Here is a 19,571-nt window from a genome sequence, read left to right on the forward strand (position 1 = left end):
CACCTTCTGGAAAAGGCGCCCCGACCAGTGACGGGGCGCCTTTTCACGTCCGAAAGATCCGACTTGACAGGACCTGGACAATAGAAAATCGACGCTCACGTCAAAGTCACTCGTGAACGCCGAACCTGGTTTCAGGATAAACGCTGTGAGGGAACTTGTCAAATCAGGGGTACGACGAGGAATTGCAAGCGGAACGCGCGTACGTCGCGTCGCTCTACGATCGGCTCGCCGCCGAGCGGGAGCGGGCGAGGGCCGCGCATGTCAAGGCAGTAAGGGAACCCGGCCACGTGCTGTGGGAGCGTGACGTCCAGGCCGCCCAGTGCGCGAAGGCCGTCGCGCAGCTCGACGTGGCGTACAACGGATTGTGCTTCGGCCGTCTCGACGCCCTTTCCGGCGAACGGACGTACCTCGGCCGGCTCGGCATTTTCGACGAGGAGAACGACTACGAACCCCTGCTCGTGGATTGGCGCGCGCCGGTCGCCGGCGCGTTCTACTGCGCCACCGCGGCGTCACCCGAAGGAATGGCGCGACGCCGGCAGTTCCACACGCGGGGGCAGAGCGTTGTCGATTTCACCGACGAATTCCTCGGCGACAGCGGCGACCGCGGCGGGACCAGGGGTGATGCCGCGCTGCTCGCCGCCGTCAATGCACCCCGCGGCGACGGGATGCGCGACATCGTCGCGACGATCCAGGCCGAGCAAGACGAGATCATCCGGCTGCGCCACCCTGGCGTCGTCGTGGTCGAGGGCGGGCCGGGGACGGGGAAAACGGCCGTCGCGCTGCACCGTGTCGCGTACCTGCTGTACACGAAACGCGAGCGGCTGCAACGGCGCGGCGTGCTCGTCGTCGGGCCGAGCCCGGCGTTCCTCGACCACATCAGCCGCGTGCTGCCGTCGCTGGGTGAGACCGACGTCGTGTTCCAGACGCCGGGCGACCTCGTGCCCGGGCTGAGCGTGACGGCCGAGGACGAGCCCGAGCTGCAGCGCATCAAGGGGTCGACCGCGATGCTCGACGTGCTGGCGGTGGCCGTCGCGGATCGGCAGGAGCTGCCTTCGGACCCGGTGCCGGTCGAGCTGACGGACGGCCCGGTGCTGCTCGACGCGGACGTCGCGCGTGCGGCCCGCGACGAGGCCCGCGCGACCGGGCTGCCCCACAACGAGGCGCGGCCGGTGTTCCGCGAGGCCGTCCGGCGGGGGCTGGCGGAGCGCGCGGTGGACCGGATCGGGGAAGGCTGGCTGTCACCGTCGGACGGTATGCGGGCAGAGCTGCGCGCCGAGGTGCTGGCGGAGCTGGCAGATCACGAGCAGCTCGCGGCGGTGCTCGACCGGCTGTGGCCGTTGCTGACGCCGCGCCGGTTGCTCGCGCAGCTGTACTCGTCGCGCGCTCGCGTGTCGGCGGCCGGCGGGGCGCCCGCGCTGTACCGGGCGCACGGCGCGGCGTGGACGGTGTCGGACGTCCCGCTGCTGGACGAGGCCGTCGACCTGCTCGGGGAGGACCGTTCGGCGGAGCGGGCCGCCGCGCGACGGGCTCACGTCGAGGAGAACTACGCCGCCGGTGTGCTCGACGTCCTCGAGGTCGAGGAGACGATGGACGACGAGGCGCAGCTCACCGCGGCCGACTTGCTGGACGAGGGCGCGCTCGCGGAGCGTCACCGAGAGCGCGACAACCGCGCACTCGCCGAGCGCGCTGCCGCGGACCGCGACTGGACGTATGGGCACGTCGTCGTCGACGAGGCACAGGAACTGTCCGAAATGGACTGGCGCGTGCTCATGCGGCGTTGTCCGAGCCGGTCGTTCACGATCGTGGGCGATCTCGCGCAACGGCGTTCGGCGGCCGGCGCGCGGTCGTGGGCGGAGGTGTTGTCACGCTACGTCGCGGACCGGTGGGTTTTCCGGCCGCTCACGGTGAACTACCGGACGCCGGCCGAGATCATGGCGGTGGCGGCGCGGCTGCTGGCGGAGTTCGCGCCGGGGGTGCAGCCGCCGCAGTCGGTGCGTTCGTGTGGAGTGTCGCCTTGGTCGCGGCGGGTTTCTTCGTACGACTTGGCGATTTCTGCCTTTGTCGACTCGGAGGCTTCGCGCGAGGGCACGAGTGTGGTGATCGGGCCGCCCGGCGTGGCGGGCACGGTGCCGCCGTCGGCGACCAAGGGCCTGGAGTACGACGCGGTGCTCGTCGTGGACCCCGCCGGCATCCTCGCGGCGAGCTCCCGCGGGGCGGCGGAACTGTACGTCGCGCTCACCCGCGCGACGCAACGGCTGGGCATCGTCCACGACGGGCCGCTTCCGGCTGCGTTGCGTGGGGTGGCGCCGGATGGCGGTGGGCGGGTGAGTCATCGCCGTTATGTGTGAGGGAAGCGCTGGGGGCGTAAAGAAAAACCCCGCACCAAGACGGTCCGCAGAGCCGAAAACCCCGCCTCAACCAACCCAGACACAGCGCCCAAGGCGCCGGAAGTGAGGCGGGGGCCCGGCCTCATCCGAGAAACGCGGAGAAAACCTCACGAAGTCAGGTTGCCCCACGCGTAGTTCTGCTTGGCCAGCTTCAGGTACACGAACAGCTCCGTGGAGGTCACCCCGGGGATGGGGCGCACCTGGTCTCCCAGGACGGCCAGCAGGTGCTCGTCGTCGCGGCAGATCAGTGAGGCCAGGAGGTCGAAGCGGCCGGCGCAGAGGACGACCTGGTGGACGTCGGCGAGGTCCGACAGGCGGTTGGCGACCTCGCGCGGGTCGCCGCTCACGGTGATGCCGATCATGGCCTGGCGGGTCAGATCGACGTTTCCTGGGGCCGTCACGGCGACTATCTGCATCATGTCGTCGCGCAGCAGACGTTGGACCCGTTGGCGCACGGCGCCCTCGGAGAGTCCGACTGCTTTGGCCAGTGCGGTGAACGAGGCGCGGCCGTCGCTCTGGAGCAGGGCGATCAAGGTTCTGTCGGTGCCGTCCAACGCCTTCGGCGTGCGTTGCTCCTCGACCTTCGTACGGTTTCCGTCACCCATGCCGTCCCTCCCTGTGTTTCGGCATGTGATTCCTTAGGCGCGCAGCGTATCTGCCCTCGTGCTGGAAGAGGAGCCCGTTTCCGGATTCACGCTATTCCCCGGCCGAGCCGACGACGACGCCGAAATAAGTGGTCAAGGCTCCATCGAGGTGATGTTTTCGCCGCACGGATGTGCGACGGCGCATACGGGGTGCCGAGCCTGAGGGCCTAACCGGTACCGTCTGGCGGCCGTGAAAGGCCCGGAAAGACCCGGAAGGCCTAGTGAAACCCAGCGGCTCCGACCAAATCCCACCCCCATAAGGAGGACTGATCATGTCCGAAGCCGTCGCGCTCGGCGCACACCCCGCTCCGGCCGTGCCGGCCAAAGGACTCCGGACAGGGGCTCTGGGCATGGTGTCGGCGATGGTGATCGGGATGTCGTCGACGGCCCCGGCGTACTCGATCGCCGCGACGCTCGGGTTCATCGTGCTCGCGGGCGCCGGCTTCAAGGCCGCCGCGTTCATCCTGCTGTCGTTCATCCCCGTCCTCTTCGTGGCCGTCGCGTTCCGCGAGCTCAACTCCGCCGAACCCGACTGCGGCACCAACTTCACCTGGGCGACGCGCGCGTTCGGCAGCCGCGCGGGCTGGATGACCGGCTGGGTGGTCACGGTCGCGCAGCTGCTGGTGATGAGCAGCCAGTCGGCGCTCACCGGTCGCTACACGCTGCTCCTGCTGGGCGCCGACAGCCTCGCGGACAACCGGGCCGTGACCACCGCCATCGGCTGCGCGTGGCTGTTGGCCCTCTGCTACCTGTGCTACCGCGGCATCGAGGTGTCCGCGCGCGCCCAGTGGATCCTGCTGGGCATCGAGCTCGCCGTGCTCGTCATCTTCTCCGTCGTCGCCCTCGTCCGGGTCTATGACGGCAGCGCCGGCCCGCAGGCGACCCACCCGCGGTGGAGCTGGCTGTGGCCCGACGGCGTCGGCCTCGGCACGGCCGTCTCGGCGGTGCTGCTGGCCGTGTTCATCTACTGGGGCTGGGAAAGCTCGCTGTCGGTCAACGAGGAGTCGGCCGACCCGCGCCGCGCGCCCGGCCGCGCCGCCGTGCTCTCGACCGTGCTGCTCGTGCTCAACTACCTGCTCGTCACGGTCGCCGCGCTCGCGTTCGCCGGCGTCGGGGAGAGCGGCATCGGCCTGGGCAACGAGGCCAACTCCGAAGACGTGCTGGCCGGCCTCGGCGGTGCGGTGTTCGGCGGCTCCGGGCTCGGCAAGGTGATGGGCCTGCTGCTCATCGTCTCCGTGCTCACCAGCGGCGCCGCCACCAGCCAGGCGACGATCATGCCCGCCGCGCGCACCACGCTCTCGATGGCCAGCCACGGCGCGCTGCCCAAGGTCTTCGGCCGCGTGCACCCGAAGTACCAGACGCCGTCGGTCTCCACCTGGACGTTCGGCCTCGTCTCGCTCGTGCTCTACGTGCTCCTCGCGGTGTGGAGCGACAACGTGCTCTCGGACTCGGTCGACGCCGTCGGCCTCACCATCGCGATCGAGTACACGATGACGGCGCTGGCGTGCGTCTGGCTGTTCCGCAAAACGCTGCTGGCGAGCCTGCGCCACTTCGTCCTGCGCGGGGTGCTGCCGTTCGTCGGCGCGGTGTTCTTCCTGGCCGTGCTGGTGCTCGCGGTGATCGAATACGCGAAGCCGGACGCGGGGGAGACCACCGTGTTCGGCATCGGTGGCGTCGCGGTGATCGGGGTCGTGTCGATCCTGATCGGCTTCCCGCTGATGTTCGCCGTGCACCGTGCGTGTCGTGAATTCTTCGCCGGCCGCCGGTTGCCTCGCGGTTCGGTGAGCCGCGGCGGCGAGTCGATCGAAGGAGCTTAGGCTCGTGGGCATGCCGGACACACAGTACGAAGACCTGCTCCGCCACGTGCTCGACACGGGCGCCCGCAAGCAGGACCGCACCGGCACCGGCACGCGGTCGATCTTCGGGCACCAGCTGCGCTATCGGCTGGCCGACGGCTTCCCGCTGGTCACGACCAAAAAAGTCCACTTCCGCTCGATCGCCTACGAGCTGCTGTGGTTCCTGCGCGGCGACTCCAACGTCCGCTGGCTGCAGGACAACGGCGTCACGATCTGGGACGAGTGGGCCTCCCCCGAAGGCGACCTCGGCCCGGTCTACGGCGTCCAGTGGCGCTCGTGGCCGACCCCGGACGGCGGCCACGTCGACCAGCTCGCCGAGCTCCTGACCACGCTGCGTGAGAACCCCGACTCGCGGCGCATGATCGTGTCCGCGTGGAACGTCGCCGACATCCCGCGCATGGCGCTGCCGCCGTGTCACGCGTTCTTCCAGTTCTACGTCGCCGAAGGCGAGCTGTCCTGCCAGCTCTACCAGCGCAGCGCCGACCTGTTCCTCGGCGTGCCGTTCAACATCGCCAGCTACGCCCTGCTCACCCACATGATCGCCGAGCAGGTCGGCCTTCGCGTCGGCGATTTCGTGTGGACCGGCGGCGACTGCCACATCTACGACAACCACGTCGACCAGGTCCGCACGCAGCTCTCGCGCGAGGCCCGGGAGTTCCCGTCGCTGAGCCTCAAGCCGGTGGACAGCCTCTTCGGCTACACCTACGACGACATCGCGATCGACGGCTACGACCCCCATCCCGGCATCAAGGCACCGGTGGCGGTGTGATCGGCCTGATCTGGGCGCAGGCCGCCAACGGGGTCATCGGTCGCGACAACGAGTTGCCGTGGCAGTTGCCGGAGGACCAGAAGCACTTCCGCGAGACGACCACGGGCGCGACCGTGCTCATGGGCCGCCGCACGTGGGAGTCGCTGCCGCCGCGGTTCCGGCCGCTGCCGGGCCGGCGCAACCTGGTGCTGTCGCGTACGCCGCAGGCGGGCGTGGAGACGTTCCCCGACCTGGCACAGGCGTTCGCGGCGGTGTCCGGCGACGTGTGGGTGATGGGCGGCGAGGCCGTGTACCGGGCCGCGCTGCCGTTCGCGGACCGGGTCGTGGTCACGGAGATCCAGGAGCACTTCGAGGGCGACACGTACGCGCCCGAGGTCGGTCGGCCGCCGGACGCCACCGGCGAGTGGCAGGAATCGTCGACGGGGCTGCACTACCGGTTGCTGACCTGGGGCTGAGGCCGGCAACCGGTAGCGTTCAGCAGCGCCGCAGCAGGTCCTCCTCGGTTTCGCGCGGCACGAGCAGCTTCGCGAAGCCGTCGCGCACGCCGATCAGCGGCGGCCGGCCCACGAGGTTGTAGTTCGACGCCAGCGAGTGGTGGTACGCGCCGGTGCACGGTACGGCCAGCAGGTCGCCGGCGTGGACGTCGTCGGGCAGGCCGACGTCGTCGGCCAGCACGTCACCCGACTCGCAGTGGCGGCCGACCACGGTCATCGGGGTGCGCGCGGCCTTGGTGTGCCGCCCGACGAGCCGCGCGGTGTAGCGGGCGCCGTACAGGGCGGGGCGCGCGTTGTCGCTCATGCCACCGTCGACGGCGACGAACGTCCGGCTGCCGCGCTTCACCGCGCACACGCGGTACACCGTGATCCCGGCGGGGCCGACGATCGCGCGGCCGGGCTCGATCGTCAAGCGGGGCAAGGGAAAGTCGTGCGACGAGCATTCGTACGCCAGTGCCACCCGCAGCCGCCGGGCGTAGCCGTCGAGGTCGAACGCGGCCTCGCGGTCGAGGTACGGCACGGCGTGGCCACCGCCGAGGTCCAGCTCGCGCAGGATGACGCCGTACTGGTCGCGCACGCGCACCAGCACCTCCACCATCCGCCGCGCGGCCTCCTCGTACCGGTCGACGCGGGCGACCTGCGAGCCGATGTGGCAGTGGAGCCCGACCAGCCTGAGGCCGGGCTGCGCGAGCACCGCGACGACGGCGCGGTCCACGTTGTCGCGAACGTCCGCGCGCAGCGAGAAGCCGAACTTCTGGCCTTCGGTGCCGGTGGTGATCGCCGCGTGGGTGCCGCCGGAGACGCCGGGCGTCACGCGGATCATGACCTGCTGTGCGCCGAGGGCCAGCGCGCCGAGCTGCTCGATCTCGTCGAGCGAGTCGAGCACGATGCGGCGCACGCCGTACTCGAGCGCGGCCTTGAGGTCTTCGGGGGTTTTCGCGTTGCCGTGCAGCAGGATCCGCTCGGCGGGGAAGCCGACGGACCGCGCGACGGCGAGCTCGCCCGCCGAACAGGTGTCGAGCGACAGGCCTTCCTCGGCCACCCAGCGCAGCACGGCGCGCGTACACAGCGCCTTGCTCGCGAAGGCCACTTCGGCCTCGGGCAGGGCACGGCGGTATGCGCGCGCGGTGTCGCGCACCTGGGCCTCGTCGAGGAGGTACGCCGGGGTCCCGAACCGGTTGGCCAGGTGGCTCACCGGAGCACCCGCGAAGATCAGCTCACCGCCTTCGCCGAGGTAGGTGCTGCGCGGCCAGAGCCCCGGCTCGAGATGGTCGGCGGCCTCACAACCGAGGCTGGGGAGGAGCTCGCTGAGTGTCACGGTGACCTCCGGGCGATGTGCGAATTCGGACACCGTCAGCACACTGCGGTGGTGTTGGATTCGCCCCGGCCGTGAACACCACCCTGACGCTCCACCCGGCCGCGCTGACACGTTCTTAACGCGCGAGTAACTTCGGCCACATTCCGTTTGACCTGCGAAGAGTCGATTTTTCCCGCCGCGCCCTGTCTCATGGGACATGGTTGAAGAGATGACGGACTTCGCGACCGACACCGAGACGCACCGCCACGAGCTGCGGGTGCACTGCTACCGGCTGCTGGGTTCCTTCGACGAGGCCGAGGACCTCGTGCAGGAGACGCTGCTGCGCGCGTGGCGTGGCCGCGGCACCTACGACGGCCGTGCGAGCCTGCGCGCGTGGCTGTACCGCATCGCGACGAACGCGTGCCTGGATCACCTCGCCGCGCACCCGCGTGAGCTGCCGGTGCTGGACCTGCCGTCGGCCGGCAGTTCCGATCTGGCGCCGCGGCCCGACGTGGCGGTGCCGTGGCTGCAGCCGGTGCCCGACGACGTGCTCGGCGAGGTGGTCGCGCGCGAGACGGTGGAGCTGGCTTTCCTCGCGGCGATCCAGCACCTGTCCCCACGCCGTCGTGCGGCGGTGGTGCTGCGTGACGTGCTCGGCTGGTCGGCTCGCGAGACGGCGGCCGCGCTGGAGACGACGCCGGCGTCGATCAACACCGCGGTGCTGCAGGCGCGTGCGGCACTGAAGGAGCACTTGCCGGAACGGCGAACGGACTGGTCGGCGGAGGGCAGCGCCGAGGAACGCACTGTGGTGGCCCGGTACATGGCGGCGTTGGTGGAGCACGATGAGGCGGCGTTCGCTTCATTGTTGCGCGAAGACGTCCGCTGCAGCCACGCTCCGGGCGCCGGCGGGCACGTGGGCGCGGAGCCGACTTGGTACGTGGGCCGCGAGACCGTGCTCGAAGGCTGGGCGCCGGCGCTGCGTGGCCCGGACGCCGTGGCGTTCCACGTGCTGGCAACGCGGGCCAACGGCCTCCCCGCGCTCGCGACCTACGTCCGGCTCGACGGCGAGTTCCGGGCGTTCGGGCTCAACGTGTTGCGAATCGCACGAGGCCACGTCGCTGAAGTGACAACATTCGCACCGGTGGTGTTCGAGCTGTTCGATTTCCCGCAAACACTGCCGCTCGATTGACGCCGCTCAGGGCACAAGAACTCCATGCGCGGCACCGCGATCTCGTTCGCGGTGCCGACGCCGGGGTGAGTCCGGTCAGCGCATCTTCTCCGGCACGGTGTCGAGCGCGTGCACCATCTGCACGGCCAGCTCACGAGCCTTTTCTTCGGAGAGCTTGGTGTTGTCCAGCACGATCTTCTTCACGCGGTCGACCCGGGTTTCGTAACGGCTCGGCGGCAGGGCAGTGGCGGTCATCATCGTCCTCGGTGTTGTGCTTTTTTCGCGGCGCCGCAGACGCAGCCGCGCTCGGTGTTGCCGACGGCGGTCGCGGCGCAGTACCTGCGGGCGATCACGTCGTGCTCTTCGAGCGGGTGCGGGCAGCTGGGGCAGGACGTCTCGGGCCGGACCTCGGTCGGCGTTTCGTGTTCGGCGGCAGTCATGACGTGGCCGGCTCCGGCGTGCGCTCGCGCAGGGGAGCGCCGACGGAGTGGAGGTGTTCGAGCACGTAGCCATACGAGCGCGCCCAGCCGCACTGGGCGTAGGAAATCCCGTGGCGGGCGCAGAACTCGCGCACGATCACCTGCGCGTGCTTGAGGTTCCCGCGGGCCATGCTCGGGAAGAGGTGGTGCTCGATCTGGTAGTTGAGGCCGCCGAGGGCGAAGTCGACGATGACGCCGCCGCGGATGTTGCGCGACGTCAGCACCTGCTTGCGCAGGAAGTCGAGCTTGTGGCCCGTCGTGAGCATTTCCATGCCCTTGTGGTTGGGAGCGAACGAACATCCCATGTACAAGCCCCACAGGAACTGGTGTACGACGATGAACACCAGACCCGTCAGCGGCGACAACACGATGAACACCGCGGCGAGGTAGGCCACCAGGTGCCCGATCAGCAAGGCCGACTCGAGCTTGTGCCGGCGCACGTCACCGGCCCACACCGCGCGAACGCTCGACACGTGCAGGTTGAGGCCTTCGAGCAGCAACAGAGGGAAGAACAGGAACGCCTGGTACTTCGCCACCCAGCGCAGGAACCCGCGCTTTTGGTGGCTCTGCGCGCGTGAGAAAGCGAGCGCAGCGATGTCGACGTCCGGGTCCTCGTCCTCGTGGTTCGGGTTGGCGTGGTGGCGGTTGTGGGTGGCGATCCACCAGCCGTAGCTGAGCCCGGTCAGTCCACCGTGGACGAGTCCGGCGGCGTCGTTGGCCTTGCGGCTGGAGAAGATCTGCTTATGCCCGGCGTCGTGGCCGATGAAGGCCAGCTGCGCGAACATCATCGCGAAAAAGGCGGCGAGGAACAGCTGCCACCAGGAGTCGCCGAGGAACGCGAACGCCACCCAGCCGCCCGCGAAGGCGGCGAGGTTGAGGCCGATGCGGATTCCGTAGGCGGTACGGCGACGTTTCAGGAGGCCCGCCGCCTTGACCAGTCGGGAAAGTTCGGCGAAATCACTTCCGGTGGACGGTTCTGTGGTATCGAAAGTTGAGGACGAAGTCATGCCAGCACCGCTCTGGTTCAGGCGAATCGCTTGTCCAGCGACGGTTTCCGGCCACGACGGGTCCGGGTCCAGTCCGGGAGAAGGGCGCTGGGGCCTGGCCGCGGTGGCACCGCAGCCTGTACCAAGCCTCTCACCCTTGGCTGGCAAAGGCAATTGCCCACCGGGGTCGGGAAGCCTTACAAAAGTCCCCAGGTCGACAGCAGACCGAAAATCCGCTCGTGCTCGGGCGCGGTCAGCAGTCGGCTCGGCGGGCGCACGTCGGGCCGGCAGAGGTCGAGTTGTGACAACGCGTCCTTGACGACGCTCACGTTGTTGGCGTTGCGTTCGGCCGCGCGCATCTGTTCGAACGGCCGAATCAGTTCCCACAACCGCATGGCACCGGCGAAATCGCGCTCGCGCAGCCGGGCGAACAGGTCGAGCGAGATGCGCGGCGCGACGTTCACCAGCCCCGACGTGAACCCCTGCGCGCCGACGGCGAAATAGCCCGGTGCCGAAAGCTCGGCCAGCCCCGCGATCCAGACGAAGCGTTCGAGACCGGCGTCACGTGAAACTGCTGCAAAACGCACGGGATCTGACACCGCGTACTTCACACCGATCACATTCGGCGCCGCGTCGGCGAGGCGCGCGAGCTCTTCGCCGCCGATCTCGGGGTTGCGCACGTACAGCACCACGCCGACCTCCGGCACGGCCGACGCGATCGCGCGGTGGTACTCGACCCAGCCCTCGCGCGAGACGTACGGGTGCACCGGCTGGTGGATCATCACCAGGTCGGCACCGGTGTCGCGCGCGTGCCGGGCCGCCTTCACGGCCGTGCGCACGTCGTGCCCGACGCCCGCCAGCACGCTCGCCTCCCGTGCCGCCTTCACGGTGACCTCGAGGCACAGCCGGGTCTCGTGCTCGTCGAGCGTGTAGAACTCGCCGGTGTTGCCGTTCGGCGTGACCACCTCGACGCCGCCGGTCACCAGTCGCTCGACGAGCCGGCCGTACGTCTCCGCCTCGACCCCGCCGCTCCCGTTGAACGGCGTCACGGGGATCGCGACGACGCCCGCCAACCGCCGTTTCTGCACTTCGAACGCCACTGGTGTGTCCGATCTGATATATGATGTGACGGCGCAGAGGGTAGCACGGGGTGGTGGGTCAGGCGTCCTGATCTTCGGGCCGAGCGGTCCGGTAGACCTGCACGGAGACACCCTTGCCGGTCGTGCGGTGTTCGACGAGCTGCAGTGACCGGCGCGGTGTTCCCGGCGGGAACAGCCGTTGTCCCTTTCCCAACACCACCGGGAACACCCACACGCGGTGCTCGTCCACCAGGCCGGCGGCCATCAGCGTCCGAAGCAGATCGCCACTGCCGTGCACCTGCAGCTCGCGTCCGGGCTCGGCCTTGAGCTCGGTCACCGCCCGCACGACGTCGTCGCGCAGGAACGCCGTGCCCTGCCACGACGAGCGCGTGAGGGTGCGCGAGGCGACGTACTTCGGCAGCGAGTTGAGCGGTCCCGCCACCGGGTCGGAGCCGCCGACGGAAGGCCAGTAGCCCGCGAAGATCTCGTAGGTGCGGCGCCCGAGCAGGAACGCGTCGGCGCGCGAGAACCAGTCGGCGGTGTATTCGGCCATCACCGCGTCGTAGCACGGCGTGAGCCAGCCGCCGAGGTCGAAGCCGCCGCGTGGGTCCTCGGTGGGCGTGCCCGGGCCCTGCACCACGCCGTCGAGGGAGACGAACGTGGTGGCGGTGAGCGTGGTCATGCCATCGACCCGAACGTCGGCGCGCCCGCGGCCGCGTACTCCTGGATCACGACGCCGGTGCTCGTCGCGCTGGTCGAGAGCGGGCGTAGGGCGAGCGGGTGGGCGCCGGCGGGGAAGAGCGGGTGGCCTTCGCCGAGCACGACGGGGAAAACGAGCAGGCGGTATTCGTCGACGAGGTCGTCGAGCTCGGCCACGAGGCTGCCGCTGGCGTGGAGCTGCAGCTCGCCGTCGTAGCGGGCTTTGAGCCGGCGGATCTCGGTGGCGAGGTCGCCGGTAATGACGTGCCGCGGCAGGTCATCGGAGCTCGGGCAGTAGTCGGCGACGTTCCTGACCTGCAGGAACGCCGACGCGCGGCGTAACCAGCGGGCCAGGGCCGCGCCCACCTGCGCGTCGACGTGACCCGGTCCGCGCACCACGCCGTCCAGGGTCAGGAACGCCGTGACGGTCAGCTTGCCCATCGGTCGTCTCCCTCGTTCGTCGGGTCTGTGGTGAACCGTCGAACGAGGGACGCGCCGAATCGACAACTTCTTGTGCGCGGGCTACCAGTTCTTGTGCGGGGATTTTCAGCCGGCGAGGAACCCGGCGAGCTGCTCGACCACGAACGCGTGGTCGTCGGCCTGCGGCAAGCCCGAGACGCCGACCGTGCCGACCGGCCCGACGTCCTTGACCAGCACCGGGAACACGCCGCCGTGGGCCGCGTAGAGGTCGGGATCGAGGCGGGAGTCGGCCTCGAAGCTGCTGCCCTTCGCGCGGAACTGCGTGCCGACGAGGAACGAGCTGTGTCCGTAGCGGTCGACGACGCGGCTCTTGCGGTCGATCCAGGCGTCGTTGTCGGCCGATGTTCCCGGGAGTGCGGCGTGGAACAACCGTTGTCCGTTTCTGCGCACGGAGATGGTGACGGGCAGGGCGCGTTCGCGCGCCGCGGCGAGCAGGTGCTGGCCGAGGGCGAGAGCGGTCTCGTTGTCGAACCGGGGGAACACCAGCCGGCTCTCCTGCTCGAGGAGCTCCTGGATGAGCTCGGTTTCGGTCGTCATGTCCGGTATTAAATCAACACTGTTGTGTAATTGCTACCGTGTTCAGCCGCGGTTCACATTCGGCTGCTTGTCGTGGGCCGTGACCTGGGGAAGGCTGCTTGCCGCGCGTGACGTGGATCTCCGTCACGCACATTCCGGACGAGGAGGTACGGATGGGGCAAGCGGAAGGGCGGCTGAGCCGTCGCTCAGTGCTCGGCGGCGCGGCGGCGGCCGGCGTGGCGGGCGCGACGGCGGGTCTCGGCGGCGCGTTCTCCGAGGCGGCCGCGGGTCCCCGGCGGCGCGGCAGCCTCGACGACGTCGAACGCGTCGTGGTGCTGATGCAGGAGAACCGGTCGTTCGACCACTACTACGGCACGGCGGCCGGCGTCCGCGGCTTCGGCGACACCGCGGCCGTGCGCGACGTGTTCCGCCAGCCCGACGCGAAGCGCACCGACGGCGGCCACCTGCTGCCGTTCCACGTCGACACCGCGCTCGTCGACGGCCAGGACCTCGGCGACCTCGCGCACGACTGGGCCACCACGCACCAGGCGTGGGCCAACGGCGCCTACGACGCGTGGGTCCCGGCCAAGACCGAGATGACCATGAGTTACTTCAACCGCGACGACCTGCCGTTCCACCGGGCGCTCGCGAGCGCGTTCACCTTGTGTGACAACTACTTCTGCTCGCTGCAGGGCCCGACCACGCCCAACCGCCTCTACCACTGGACGGGCATGATCGACCCGGACGGCGAGCTCGGCGGCCCCGCGACGTGGAACCCGGACGACTACAAGCCCGTCTACCGCTGGACGACCTACCCCGAACGCCTGCAGGCCGCCGGCATCTCCTGGCAGGTCTACGCGAACGACGAGGTCGGCGACGGCGCGGACGGCTACGTCGGCGACTACGGCGACAATCCACTGTGGCTGTTCCAGCAGTACCACGACGCGCTGGCGTCGTCGGACCCGAAGAAGCGCCAGCTCGCCGAGCGGGCCAGCCTGCGCGCGAAGTGGAAGCCCGATTCGGGGCAGGGCAAGAACGTCGACCACGTGCTGCAGCAGTTCGTGGCTGACTGCAAGGCGGGCACGTTGCCGGCGGTGTCTTGGGTGGTGGCGCCGTACGCGTACTGCGAACACCCGGCCGCGCGGCCGGTCGACGGTGCGGCCTACACGCAGCGGGTGCTGAAGGCGTTGTGGGACAACCCGAAGCTGTGGGAGTCCACTGTGATCCTGATCAACTACGACGAGAACGACGGGTTCTTCGACCACGTCGTGCCGCCGTGCGCTCCGGCCGGGACGCCGGGTGAGCTGCTGCCGGTGAACCAGCCGTCGGGGCCCGGCGGCGTCGGGACCGGCGCGCCGGCGCCGATCGGCCTCGGGCCGCGTGTGCCGATGACGGTGATCTCGCCGTGGAGCCGCGGTGGGTTCGTGAACTCGCAGGTGTTCGACCACACGTCCGTGCTGCGGTTCCTCGAGACGTGGACGGGGGTGCGCGAGCCCAACATCTCCGCGTGGCGCCGCGAGATCTGCGGTGACCTGACGAGCTGCTTCGACTTCGCGCGTCGGGATGTTTCGATCCCGTCGCTGCCGGACGCCACGGCGTTGCGCGCCGAGGCGGACCGGACGCAGACGAAGCTGCCCAAGCCGGCGCCTCCGCTGACGGGGCAGCAGGCGATGCCGGAACAGGAGCGCGGGACGGCTCCGGCGCGCGCCTTGCCGTATCAGCCGGTGGCTTTTGTTTCGGTGGGCGCGGGGTCGTTGGCTTTGCAGGCGTCGAACCACGGGGCGGCTGGCTTGCAGCTGGCTTCATACGCTTATCACGCCGGTGGGGTTTCGCAGCGGTTCGACGTTTCCGGTGGTGGTTCTGCGTCTGGGAAGATTGCTTTCGCGTCTTCTTATGACATCGCTGTCCATGGGCCGAATGGATTTGTCGTCGAAGCGTCCGGTGATTCGTCGACCGCGGGGGTGGAGGTCGCCGCTTCCATTTCGGAGTCGGCCGCGCATCCGATTTTTCAGCTCAAGGTGACGAATTCACTGTCCCGTTCGGCGACGTTGACGGTGAAGGGCCGCCCCGGGTTTGTCGTGGGCCCGCACGGTTCGCACACGCTTTCCGTTGACGCTCTCGCCGACAATTCCGGCTGGTACGACGTGCGGCTGTCGCTCGTCGGGCACCCGGAGTGGCACCGGCGGTTCGCCGGACACCTGGAGAACGGGCAGCCGAGCCGGACGGCTTGATCTGGCTGCACGGGGGGACCGTTCGCTCGGCGAAGGGTCCCCCCACTGGTGCGCGCGAGGGGACCCTTCAGCCCCGCAAAGCGTTCAACGCGAACGCCGCATGCATCGCCACCCCAGCCGGCATCGCGGCCTCGTCGAAGACCACCCGGTTCGAGTGGTTCGCCGGAGCGTCCGAGGGTGACACCCCGGGCGGGCGGGCCCCGAGGAACGCGAACGCGCCCGGAACCCGTTGCAGCACATACGAAAAGTCCTCCGCCCCCATGATCGGGTGCGGGATCTCCTGGACGTTCTCCTCGCCGAGCACTGTCGCGCCCAGGGCCAGCACCTCGGCGGCCACCTCGGAGTCGTTCACGGTCGGTGGGTAGCCGGGCTCGATGTCGGCCAGGACGCGGCACCCGTGGGCCGCGCCGATGGACTCGCAGACGCGGGGCAGCTCAGTCCGGACCACGGCGCGCGTGGCTTCCGCCAGGGTGCGAATGGTTCCTTCGAGCACGGCCGTCTCGGGGATGATGTTCGTGGTCGTGCCGGCCTCGATGCGGGTCACGGAGATCACGGCGGGGTCGAAGACGCCGATGCGGCGGGTGACCATCGTCTGCAGGGCGCCGACCATCGCGGCCGCCGCGGGGACGGGGTCGATGGCTTCCTGCGGGGCGGAGCCGTGGCCGCCGCGTCCGGTCACCTCGACGCGGAAGGTGTCGGCGGACGCCATCATCGCGCCGCCGCGGACCTGGAGGAGGCCAGTGGGCGTGTTGGCCATGACGTGGAGGCCGAAGGCGCGTGAGACGCGCGGGCCGGCCGCGTCGAGCACGCCCTCGTGGATCATGAAGCGCGCGCCGTGGTGGCCTTCCTCGCCGGGCTGGAACATGAAGACCACGGAGCCGGCCAGTGAGTCCACCCGCGAGGCCAGCAGGCGGGCGGCGGAGGCGAGCATGGCGACGTGGGTGTCGTGCCCGCAGGCGTGCATGGTGTCGTCGAGCTCGGACGAGAACTCGAGGCCGGTGTCCTCGTGCAGCGGCAGCGCGTCCATGTCCCCGCGCAGCAGCACGGCCGGGCCCGGGCGCGCGCCGCGCAGCACGGCGGTGAGCGACGTAGTGGCGCGGCCCTCGGTCACGGAAAGCGGCAGGTCGGCAAGGGCCGAACGGATGGCTTCCTGCGTCCGCGGCAGCTGGAGCCCCTGCTCCGGCCGGCGGTGCAGGGCGCGGCGCAACGCGACGGTGCGGTCCTGCAGCTCCCGCGCGGCGTCGAGCAGCCCGTCGAAGCGGGTGTCCGGGAGAGTCGGCAGGTCGGTGGGTCCGGTCATGGCTCGATAGTGGCACCACGGACGCTTCGGGTGCACCGTGCGTGCGCTCGCATCGGCGGCGGAATACGGTGTGCGCATGGCGGTGCAAGAGCCGGTCACGGGCTTCGCGATGGCAGTGGTCCGAGAAGACGGTCGGTGGCGGTGCAGTGCGCTCGATCCCGCGGCGCTCACGGAGCTCGACGCGGCGATCACCGAGCTGGGAAAACTCCGCTCGACCGGCGCGGCGTTCGGGCTGCTGGCGGTGGACGACGAGTTCTTCGTGATCGTGCGCCCGAGCCCGCGGGGGCCGTCGCTGCTGCTGTCGGACGCCGCGGCGGCGCTCGACTACGACATCGCCGCGGACGTGCTCGACGTCCTGCGCGTCGACCCGCCCGACGAGGACGACGACGCCGTGTGGCCCGAAGGCGACCTCGAAATCCTCGCCGATCTCGGACTGCCGGGCGGCGAGCTTGAAGTTATCGTCGGAGAGGTGGATCTCTACCCCGACGAGCAGCTCCAGATGATCGCCCAGCGCTGCGGCTTCGCGGCCGAGTTCTCGAAACTGCTGGACGAGCTCTGAGACGCCCGGCCGACACCGAAGCCGTGCAGGCGGCGCTCGAAGCCGCGCGCGGTCCAGGCGCCGATGTGCCCATCGGCGCCGTGGTGTTCGGCCCTGACGGACGGCCGCTGGCTGCGGCCCGCAACGCCCGCGTCGAGCTCGGCGACCCCACCGCCCACGCGGAGATCCTCGCCCTGCGCGCGGCCGCCCGCGTCCACGGCGACGGGTGGCGCCTGGAGGGCTGCACGCTCGCCGTGACGTTGGAACCCTGCACGATGTGCGCGGGCGCCCTCGTGCTCGCCCGCGTCGCCCGCCTGGTGTTCGGCGCGTGGGAACCCAAGACCGGCGCCGTGTCCTCCCTGTGGGACGTCGTGCGCGACCGCCGGCTCAACCACCGCCCCGAAGTCCACGGCGGCGTGCTCGCTTCGGAGTGCGCCGAGCTGCTCGAGACCTACTTCGCCACCCGCCGCCACCCCGCCGACGCCCTGGCTCCGGCCTCCGGTATTGTTCTCGGCGGTGGCGTGTCCGAGCGGCCGAAGGAGCACGACTCGAAATCGTGTGACGGTTAATCCCGTCCGTGGGTTCAAATCCCACCGCCACCGCACTTGCCAGGCAGAACGCCGGGTGACCCGCGAAGGGTTGCCCGGCGTTCTGCTGTGTGGTCTCAGTTCTGGTCTCAGATGTACCTCTTAGGCGGGCACCAACCTCCGCCCGCCGATCTACTGGCGTGGCCTGAATAGTCTGCGCAGTAGCGAAGTGCAGGGGCGGGAGAGATGCGCGGATGTGGCATTTGCGGGTCGCGTGGTTGCACGAGTTCGCCGAGGAGCCAGTCGAGATCCTCAGCGAGGTCGGCGCCGATGGCTACGAGCGTCGGAAGGTAGAGCGCTTCCGGGACGGCCGACTCGGTTGGGCTGACGAGAAGCATGAGGTGGGCGGCACAGGCTTAGGCGAGCTCCCCGTCCCACCTCTCGACGAGATCAACGCACAGCAGGAGTTCGTGGCGTCTCGAATCCCTGACCGCGAGTTTGAATGGGCCTGGGGGCAAGCGCTCAGTGGGCATGAACACCCAGCTTCAGGCTCGGTGACAACTATCGATCACAGGTGACAGATAGCCTTCACAGTCACACTGAGTGGGCTCACGCGTGGCCATGTGGTTGGTGGCCCGCGACACGGCCGTGGCCAACGCAGAGAGATCAGAGCGCTTCAGCACTTGCACCGTAGATCGGCTGACTGGGGCCGAACTGGTCTCAGTTCACTCAGGTTCGCAGTGGTTCAAAGGCGGTCGTCGATGCAGTCTGAGCAGGTCAAACGCTCGACCTGAACCGGCCTGACGACCGGGCCTGGAACTCGAAATCGTGTGACGGTTAATCCTGTCCGTGGGTTCGAATCTCACCGCCACCGCTCGCGAGTGGGCGAGGCATGTCGACGGAATGCGTCGAGGTGCCTCGCTCGCCGTGTTTCTGGGGGTGCAACGCCCCAGGCCCCGCCCGGGGCGTTGCCCCCGGATCCCCGGTGGTGGTCACCTGCTGCGGATGGGTCACTGGTGGTGGGTGGCCGTCTTTGAAAGACAAATCCGGTAGGCGCTCAGGTCGAGCTGTCGGCAGTACAGCCGGTCCCGGGGGCGTTCGTTTCCGGGGCACGGTTTTACCGGCCGGAACCCGGACGCCTCAGTCGAACCGTTCAGCGCGCCGCAGCTGTCGGCGACCTCAGTCGAAGGGTAGGACTGGGGTGCCGAAGGGTTCGAGGAACGAGATGGTCTCCAGGATGGTGGAGACGCCGGTTTGCACGGCGCGCACGACCGCGGTGCACGCGTCGAGGACCGGTTGAACCGTTTCCGTGGAGCGGTCGCCGGCCAGGACAGCCACCGCGGCTGCCCCGGCTGAGCTCGCGACGTAGGTGACCTGGGCGGCCGTCTCGGCCGCGAGGCGGTCCAGCAGGTCGGCCAGGTCGAGTCCGACGGCGGCAGTGCGAGCGGCGGCTTCGGCGGCTTGCCGGTAGTGCACGTCGAGCTCGTCGGCGCGGGTGCGGAAGAGGGCGGCGGGCTCGCCGCCCCAGCGGCGTTCCGCGCGGTGAGCGCCGCTTTCGAACGCCAGCCTCGCGGTGACCAGGACGTCGCGGCCGGTGGACAGCGTGCGGGCCGACTCGCGGATGGCGGGAGGCGAACAGTCGATCTGCTGCAGCGCGGCCACCGGATCCGGGGCACCGAGGCGCGCGCCCGCCTTCCGCAGCGGCTCGAGGGTCGCGGCGGCTTTCTCCAGGGCCGGGTGCAGGAAAGGCATCAGGTGAACAGCGCCGTCGCCACCGCGGGGCGGATCTTCTCCGCGTGCCCGCCCGCTGCCATGCGCAGGCGGCCGGCGAGGTCGGACGTCGCGTCGCCGAGCACGCGGGCGTCGACATCGCGCGCGGCCAGCGCGGCCTCCCAGCGCGCGGCCAGCTCGCGCGCGGGCGCGGAGATGCCGAACGGCGTCGACTCCAGGCGTGCCTCTGCGAAGCGGCCGGCTGCCTGGTCGGCGTCGGCCGCGGCCTTGTCCAGCGCGTCGGCCGCGGCGCGCAGCCGCTCACTCGTCGAGCTCGCCATGGGACCGCCCCTTCCCGGACCAAACCAGTTCAAGGTGGCCAGGCCCCCACCTCGTCACCCTGTAGGGGGA

Annotated in this window: 20 protein-coding genes, 1 tRNA gene and 1 pseudogene; 10 read left to right on the forward strand and 12 right to left on the reverse strand. The window is 69.8% G+C overall.

What is annotated here, in order from left to right; all coding sequences use genetic code 11:
* Positions 1 to 155: 155 nt before the first annotated feature.
* Positions 156 to 2,348, forward strand: coding sequence for an RNA polymerase recycling motor ATPase HelR (helR, locus tag QRX50_RS10390; protein ID WP_285971742.1), 2,193 nt, complete (start codon positions 156 to 158; stop codon positions 2,346 to 2,348).
* A 146-nt stretch (positions 2,349 to 2,494) separates the two neighbouring features.
* On the opposite strand, the gene QRX50_RS10395 is transcribed toward helR, so the two are convergent.
* Positions 2,495 to 2,992 carry an Lrp/AsnC family transcriptional regulator gene (locus QRX50_RS10395; RefSeq protein WP_285971743.1) on the reverse strand — a complete coding sequence of 166 codons (498 nt, stop codon included), beginning with the start codon at positions 2,990 to 2,992 and terminating at the stop codon, positions 2,495 to 2,497.
* Positions 2,993 to 3,303: 311 nt separating this feature from the next.
* Between QRX50_RS10395 and QRX50_RS10400 the strand changes: the two genes are divergently transcribed.
* Genes QRX50_RS10400 through QRX50_RS10410 form a run of 3 tightly spaced genes read left to right on the forward strand, consistent with a single transcriptional unit; the run spans position 3,304 to position 6,111 of the window.
* Positions 3,304 to 4,848: an APC family permease gene (locus tag QRX50_RS10400; protein ID WP_285971744.1), complete on the forward strand. Its 1,545-nt coding sequence runs from the start codon at positions 3,304 to 3,306 to the stop codon at positions 4,846 to 4,848.
* Positions 4,849 to 4,858: 10 nt separating this feature from the next.
* Entirely contained in the window at positions 4,859 to 5,656 is a 798-nt protein-coding gene (locus QRX50_RS10405; RefSeq protein WP_285971745.1) for a thymidylate synthase, read from the forward strand.
* Positions 5,653 to 6,111 (forward strand): dihydrofolate reductase, encoded by a 459-nt coding sequence (locus tag QRX50_RS10410; protein WP_285971746.1) that lies wholly within the window; start codon positions 5,653 to 5,655, stop codon positions 6,109 to 6,111. The genes QRX50_RS10405 and QRX50_RS10410 overlap by 4 nt, the downstream gene beginning before the upstream one ends.
* A gap of 19 nt (positions 6,112 to 6,130) precedes the next feature.
* On the opposite strand, the gene lysA is transcribed toward QRX50_RS10410, so the two are convergent.
* Entirely contained in the window at positions 6,131 to 7,468 is a 1,338-nt protein-coding gene (lysA, locus tag QRX50_RS10415) for a diaminopimelate decarboxylase (RefSeq protein WP_285974418.1), read from the reverse strand.
* Positions 7,469 to 7,676: 208 nt separating this feature from the next.
* On the opposite strand from lysA, the gene QRX50_RS10420 reads away from it, so the two are divergent.
* A complete protein-coding gene (locus QRX50_RS10420) occupies positions 7,677 to 8,636 on the forward strand; it encodes an RNA polymerase subunit sigma-70 (RefSeq protein ID WP_285971747.1) in 960 nt (319 codons plus the stop codon).
* A gap of 75 nt (positions 8,637 to 8,711) precedes the next feature.
* Here QRX50_RS10420 and QRX50_RS10425 read toward each other — a convergent pair whose 3' ends face one another.
* From QRX50_RS10425 to QRX50_RS10455, 7 genes are all read right to left on the reverse strand, one after another.
* Positions 8,712 to 8,873 carry a DUF6307 family protein gene (locus QRX50_RS10425; protein ID WP_285971748.1) on the reverse strand — a complete coding sequence of 54 codons (162 nt, stop codon included), beginning with the start codon at positions 8,871 to 8,873 and terminating at the stop codon, positions 8,712 to 8,714.
* On the reverse strand, positions 8,870 to 9,055 hold the full coding sequence (locus QRX50_RS10430) for an RGCVC family protein (protein WP_285971749.1): 186 nt from the start codon (positions 9,053 to 9,055) through the stop codon (positions 8,870 to 8,872). Before QRX50_RS10430 ends, QRX50_RS10425 begins: the two co-directional genes overlap by 4 nt.
* Positions 9,052 to 10,101, reverse strand: a complete 1,050-nt coding sequence (locus QRX50_RS10435) for a fatty acid desaturase family protein (protein WP_285971750.1) — start codon at positions 10,099 to 10,101, stop codon at positions 9,052 to 9,054. The genes QRX50_RS10430 and QRX50_RS10435 overlap by 4 nt, the downstream gene beginning before the upstream one ends.
* Before the next feature lie 176 nt (positions 10,102 to 10,277).
* Positions 10,278 to 11,180, reverse strand: coding sequence for a dihydrodipicolinate synthase family protein (locus QRX50_RS10440; RefSeq protein WP_285971751.1), 903 nt, complete (start codon positions 11,178 to 11,180; stop codon positions 10,278 to 10,280).
* Between the two features lie 58 nt (positions 11,181 to 11,238).
* The gene (locus QRX50_RS10445; protein ID WP_285971752.1) at positions 11,239 to 11,841 is read right to left on the reverse strand and encodes a dihydrofolate reductase family protein; all 603 of its coding nucleotides are present in this window, start codon (positions 11,839 to 11,841) and stop codon (positions 11,239 to 11,241) included.
* The gene (locus QRX50_RS10450; RefSeq protein WP_285971753.1) at positions 11,838 to 12,299 is read right to left on the reverse strand and encodes a dihydrofolate reductase family protein; all 462 of its coding nucleotides are present in this window, start codon (positions 12,297 to 12,299) and stop codon (positions 11,838 to 11,840) included. The genes QRX50_RS10445 and QRX50_RS10450 overlap by 4 nt, the downstream gene beginning before the upstream one ends.
* Positions 12,300 to 12,404: 105 nt before the next feature.
* Positions 12,405 to 12,875 carry a heme-degrading domain-containing protein gene (locus QRX50_RS10455; protein ID WP_285971754.1) on the reverse strand — a complete coding sequence of 157 codons (471 nt, stop codon included), beginning with the start codon at positions 12,873 to 12,875 and terminating at the stop codon, positions 12,405 to 12,407.
* Between the two features lie 152 nt (positions 12,876 to 13,027).
* Here QRX50_RS10455 and QRX50_RS10460 point away from each other — a divergent pair, with 152 nt between their 5' ends.
* Positions 13,028 to 15,085 carry a phosphocholine-specific phospholipase C gene (locus QRX50_RS10460; RefSeq protein WP_285971755.1) on the forward strand — a complete coding sequence of 686 codons (2,058 nt, stop codon included), beginning with the start codon at positions 13,028 to 13,030 and terminating at the stop codon, positions 15,083 to 15,085.
* Positions 15,086 to 15,152: 67 nt separating this feature from the next.
* Here the strand turns inward: QRX50_RS10460 and QRX50_RS10465 are convergent, their stop codons facing one another.
* On the reverse strand, positions 15,153 to 16,385 hold the full coding sequence (locus tag QRX50_RS10465; protein WP_285971756.1) for a M20 metallopeptidase family protein: 1,233 nt from the start codon (positions 16,383 to 16,385) through the stop codon (positions 15,153 to 15,155).
* Positions 16,386 to 16,461: 76 nt separating this feature from the next.
* Between QRX50_RS10465 and QRX50_RS10470 the strand changes: the two genes are divergently transcribed.
* The 4 genes and pseudogenes from QRX50_RS10470 (at position 16,462) to QRX50_RS10485 (ending at position 18,028) form a co-directional block, all read left to right on the forward strand.
* A complete protein-coding gene (locus QRX50_RS10470) occupies positions 16,462 to 16,944 on the forward strand; it encodes a tRNA adenosine deaminase-associated protein (protein ID WP_285971757.1) in 483 nt (160 codons plus the stop codon).
* Between the two features lie 23 nt (positions 16,945 to 16,967).
* Positions 16,968 to 17,393, forward strand: a pseudogene (locus QRX50_RS10475) (nucleoside deaminase); the annotation flags it as partial.
* Positions 17,394 to 17,438: 45 nt separating this feature from the next.
* Positions 17,439 to 17,525: transfer RNA gene (locus QRX50_RS10480), tRNA-Ser, on the forward strand.
* A 203-nt stretch (positions 17,526 to 17,728) separates the two neighbouring features.
* Positions 17,729 to 18,028, forward strand: a complete 300-nt coding sequence (locus QRX50_RS10485) for a DUF6881 domain-containing protein (RefSeq protein WP_285971758.1) — start codon at positions 17,729 to 17,731, stop codon at positions 18,026 to 18,028.
* A 601-nt stretch (positions 18,029 to 18,629) separates the two neighbouring features.
* On the opposite strand, the gene QRX50_RS10490 is transcribed toward QRX50_RS10485, so the two are convergent.
* Together QRX50_RS10490 and QRX50_RS10495 are read right to left on the reverse strand one after the other, a co-directional pair.
* Positions 18,630 to 19,202 (reverse strand): hypothetical protein, encoded by a 573-nt coding sequence (locus QRX50_RS10490; protein ID WP_285971759.1) that lies wholly within the window; start codon positions 19,200 to 19,202, stop codon positions 18,630 to 18,632.
* Positions 19,202 to 19,501 (reverse strand): hypothetical protein, encoded by a 300-nt coding sequence (locus QRX50_RS10495; RefSeq protein ID WP_285971760.1) that lies wholly within the window; start codon positions 19,499 to 19,501, stop codon positions 19,202 to 19,204. The genes QRX50_RS10490 and QRX50_RS10495 overlap by 1 nt, the downstream gene beginning before the upstream one ends.
* Between the last annotated feature and the right edge of the window lie 70 nt (positions 19,502 to 19,571).

The organism is Amycolatopsis sp. 2-15 (assembly GCF_030285625.1).
Classification (GTDB): domain Bacteria; phylum Actinomycetota; class Actinomycetes; order Mycobacteriales; family Pseudonocardiaceae; genus Amycolatopsis; species Amycolatopsis carbonis.

What these genes read in the sequence shown, in the direction of transcription:
- QRX50_RS10395 (WP_285971743.1), bottom strand. Translation starts at nt 2,992, where the DNA reads ATGGGTGACGGAAACCGTACGAAGGTCGAGGAGCAACGCACGCCGAAG.
- QRX50_RS10400 (WP_285971744.1), top strand. Translation starts at nt 3,304, where the DNA reads ATGTCCGAAGCCGTCGCGCTCGGCGCACACCCCGCTCCGGCCGTGCCG.
- QRX50_RS10405 (WP_285971745.1), top strand. Translation starts at nt 4,859, where the DNA reads ATGCCGGACACACAGTACGAAGACCTGCTCCGCCACGTGCTCGACACG.
- QRX50_RS10420 (WP_285971747.1), top strand. Translation starts at nt 7,677, where the DNA reads ATGACGGACTTCGCGACCGACACCGAGACGCACCGCCACGAGCTGCGG.
- QRX50_RS10425 (WP_285971748.1), bottom strand. Translation starts at nt 8,873, where the DNA reads ATGATGACCGCCACTGCCCTGCCGCCGAGCCGTTACGAAACCCGGGTC.
- QRX50_RS10430 (WP_285971749.1), bottom strand. Translation starts at nt 9,055, where the DNA reads ATGACTGCCGCCGAACACGAAACGCCGACCGAGGTCCGGCCCGAGACG.
- QRX50_RS10435 (WP_285971750.1), bottom strand. Translation starts at nt 10,101, where the DNA reads ATGACTTCGTCCTCAACTTTCGATACCACAGAACCGTCCACCGGAAGT.
- QRX50_RS10445 (WP_285971752.1), bottom strand. Translation starts at nt 11,841, where the DNA reads ATGACCACGCTCACCGCCACCACGTTCGTCTCCCTCGACGGCGTGGTG.
- QRX50_RS10450 (WP_285971753.1), bottom strand. Translation starts at nt 12,299, where the DNA reads ATGGGCAAGCTGACCGTCACGGCGTTCCTGACCCTGGACGGCGTGGTG.
- QRX50_RS10455 (WP_285971754.1), bottom strand. Translation starts at nt 12,875, where the DNA reads ATGACGACCGAAACCGAGCTCATCCAGGAGCTCCTCGAGCAGGAGAGC.
- QRX50_RS10460 (WP_285971755.1), top strand. Translation starts at nt 13,028, where the DNA reads ATGGGGCAAGCGGAAGGGCGGCTGAGCCGTCGCTCAGTGCTCGGCGGC.
- QRX50_RS10465 (WP_285971756.1), bottom strand. Translation starts at nt 16,385, where the DNA reads ATGACCGGACCCACCGACCTGCCGACTCTCCCGGACACCCGCTTCGAC.
- QRX50_RS10470 (WP_285971757.1), top strand. Translation starts at nt 16,462, where the DNA reads ATGGCGGTGCAAGAGCCGGTCACGGGCTTCGCGATGGCAGTGGTCCGA.
- QRX50_RS10490 (WP_285971759.1), bottom strand. Translation starts at nt 19,202, where the DNA reads ATGCCTTTCCTGCACCCGGCCCTGGAGAAAGCCGCCGCGACCCTCGAG.
- QRX50_RS10495 (WP_285971760.1), bottom strand. Translation starts at nt 19,501, where the DNA reads ATGGCGAGCTCGACGAGTGAGCGGCTGCGCGCCGCGGCCGACGCGCTG.